The 2,633-nt window shown below is 38.7% G+C and carries 3 protein-coding genes; all 3 read left to right on the top strand.

Going from position 1 to position 2,633, the window contains the following annotated elements; all coding sequences use genetic code 11:
* Window positions 1-90 precede the first annotated feature (90 nt).
* Window positions 91-1,479: an RNA-guided endonuclease InsQ/TnpB family protein gene (locus F6K20_RS33355; RefSeq protein ID WP_287297633.1), complete on the top strand. Its 1,389-nt coding sequence runs from the start codon at window positions 91-93 to the stop codon at window positions 1,477-1,479.
* A gap of 185 nt (window positions 1,480-1,664) precedes the next feature.
* A complete protein-coding gene (locus tag F6K20_RS33350; RefSeq protein WP_044492299.1) occupies window positions 1,665-2,078 on the top strand; it encodes a PilZ domain-containing protein in 414 nt (137 codons plus the stop codon).
* A 149-nt stretch (window positions 2,079-2,227) separates the two neighbouring features.
* On the top strand, window positions 2,228-2,374 hold the full coding sequence (locus F6K20_RS33345; RefSeq protein ID WP_154659682.1) for a hypothetical protein: 147 nt from the start codon (window positions 2,228-2,230) through the stop codon (window positions 2,372-2,374).
* Window positions 2,375-2,633 lie beyond the last annotated feature (259 nt).

The following is a 2,633-nucleotide window of genomic DNA, read 5'->3' as shown; positions in this document are numbered from 1 at the left end:
TCTTTTTTTAAAAAAACAAGTTTATCGGAATTTAATGTCGCTACCAGTGTAGATTCTAATCGATATAACGAGAATAATTAACGATATATAATGGCTCAAGCTAATAAGAGCATAGGAGTACAGCAAATAATGCTGTACCCGGATAAAGAAACAAAGGCAATCTTGGAATATTTATGTGAACAGTCAGGAAAGCTTTATAATATGGGGGTGTATTTTGCTCGTCAAACATTTTTCAAGACAGGTTTAATATTGACTGAAAAATTTGACTTAATCTATGAACCAAGTGTAGGAAAAACAAAGATATCTAAGTCACTTCCTTCGACTCCAGCCCAACAAACACTATTAAGTGTCACGGAAGCATTTAAGTCTTACAAAAAACTAAGAGACCTATGGTTCAAGGGAAAGTTGCAACATAGACCAAAACCTCCCAGCTACTTAAAAGGCTCAAAGATGTTCAAGGTTACTTATCCAAATTCAGGTGGTCAAAAGCCAAAACTAGTTAATGGACAGGTTAAATTTTATCTTGGTTTGACTGTTAGGCGCTGGTTTGGGATTAAGAATTTTACCTTGCCTTTTCCAAGTAATTTAAAAGGAAGAAAAATAAAGGAATGGACTATACTCCCCAAAAATGGCGTCTTCTATCTAGAAGTGTCTTATGAAATCCCAGTTCAGAACAACCAGAGAAATTTAGCCAGCAATGAAGCATTAGGTATAGATGTTGGAACCGCTGATAATTTAGCAGCGTGTGTTGACACCCTAGGCAATTCGTTTTTGATTGATGCCCGTGCAATGAAGGCTTTTAACCAATACTGGAACAAGCAGGTGTCAAGCAGAAAAGAGGGTAAACCACAAGGCTATTGGGATAGTTGGCTTGATCGAGTAACTCGGAAGCGTAACCACCGCATTAAGGACGGCATCAATAAAGCAGCTAAGCTAATTATCAATCACTGTTTAAAATACGGTATAAATACGATTGTCTTGGGATGGAACGAAGGTTTAAAAAGTAATGCTAATATGGGGCGATTGAATAACCAAAATTTTGTTCAAATACCTCTTGGCAAACTCAAAGACAGATTAAGACAATTGTGTGAAATCCATGGGATTCGATTAGAAGTAACTGAAGAAGCTTACACAAGTAAAGCTAGTTACCTTGATGGAGACTCCCTGCCTAAATTTGGCGAAAAACCAAATGGGTGGAAAGCATCAGGAAAGCGTATTAAGCGTGGTCTTTACCGTAGTGGCGATAATTCAGTTGTAAATGCGGATCTAAATGGTAGTGCAAATATTTTAAGAAAAGTAGCCAGTAAGCTAGGTATAGACTTAAGCCGACTGGGTAGACGGTCTTTGACAACCGTAGCGAGAATTAGGTTGTGGGCGCTACCACAGTCTAATCTGTCAGCAGAATCCCCGCGTCTAATGATCGGGGAGTGTCAAGTCTTCTTAAACTCATACAAAAACCATACAGAGTCAAACAGATAGATGAACCATAGCATAAACCTGGGGTTGAGACAATGGACAAATAAAGACAAATAAAAGCGATGCAGAGGTGCGACCCATGGCGAATTTAATTACGGGTCAAGCGCACCTAAGCGGTCTTGGGGTAAACCCCCACTCGCGCTTTGCATCAAGACAGGCAAACGTTTTACTTAATCAATGTCAAGGGTATGATTAATGCCAGCAGCATGCAAGAAAAAAGAAGATCACCTCGCCAACAGACTTCCATTTCTTATCGATTGGCTGGTCTCTTCTCAGCTCGTCAGCCAGTCGTTAATATTAGTCGAGGAGGTTGCACCATTTACAGTGAAAAAGCTATCCCAGTCGGTCAAGTTATAAAAATACAATTTTTTTGGCCACAAAATTACACAGTGAATGCTACAGTTAAAGTCATGTGGTGCCAAGAATCTAGAGGAAATTCCCTAGCAAACTATAGAGCTGGTTTACAGTTTACAACAGTCTCACCAGAAAGTATAGATTGTCTTTTGGGTCTGCCAGCAACACCTATTTCAACGCCTCAACTTCAGCTGAATAAGTTACTAAAAAATTATCCGGCTAAGACTTCTAACACCTGCTCTACCTAATCCTCATACTAAATTGCGCTTCCAGAAAAGATATTACCATTTGAACAGATGACGGGTGATGGGGTTAATGATTAATAGGGCAAGCAGTTACTACTGATTAATTTTAAGTATTAATTTTAAGTATTAATTTTAATTCAACTTGGTATAAGTTGCAATCAAAGATAGTTGATGTCTTGATGCAGTGGCTGATGGAAGTCCCCCCCCATGAGCCACTGCATCGCTTTGTCAAGTTGCTGATCAGGAGTGAACATCAAGAACAGTCAACCTTCAACTATTATACCATTTTCAGTGATTGAGGCTAAAGATGATTTACTGGTAATTGGGAAGAAGGAAATTGGGAATTGACCAAGGAATTACCGATTAGCTATTACCACGAAACAGTATGTATAGCAATTATCATAGCTATGAGGTACACAATTTAGGTATTTTAGGTAATAGGTAATAGGTAATAGGTAATAGGTAATAGGTAATAGGTAATAGGTAATAGGTAATAGGTAATAGGTAATAGGTAATAGGGATGCGCTGCATCTTCAGGTGCGACCCGTGGCGAATTTA

This window comes from Moorena sp. SIO2C4 (assembly GCF_010672485.1).
Taxonomy (GTDB): Bacteria; Cyanobacteriota; Cyanobacteriia; order Cyanobacteriales; family Coleofasciculaceae; genus Moorena; species Moorena producens.
Note: the sequence above shows the minus strand (reverse complement) of the source record. Positions and strands in the feature narration are given on the sequence as shown.

Excerpts from the sequence above, each read along its gene's own strand:
- F6K20_RS33355 (WP_287297633.1), top strand. The coding sequence starts at position 91 with ATGGCTCAAGCTAATAAGAGCATAGGAGTACAGCAAATAATGCTGTAC.
- F6K20_RS33350 (WP_044492299.1), top strand. The coding sequence starts at position 1,665 with ATGATTAATGCCAGCAGCATGCAAGAAAAAAGAAGATCACCTCGCCAA.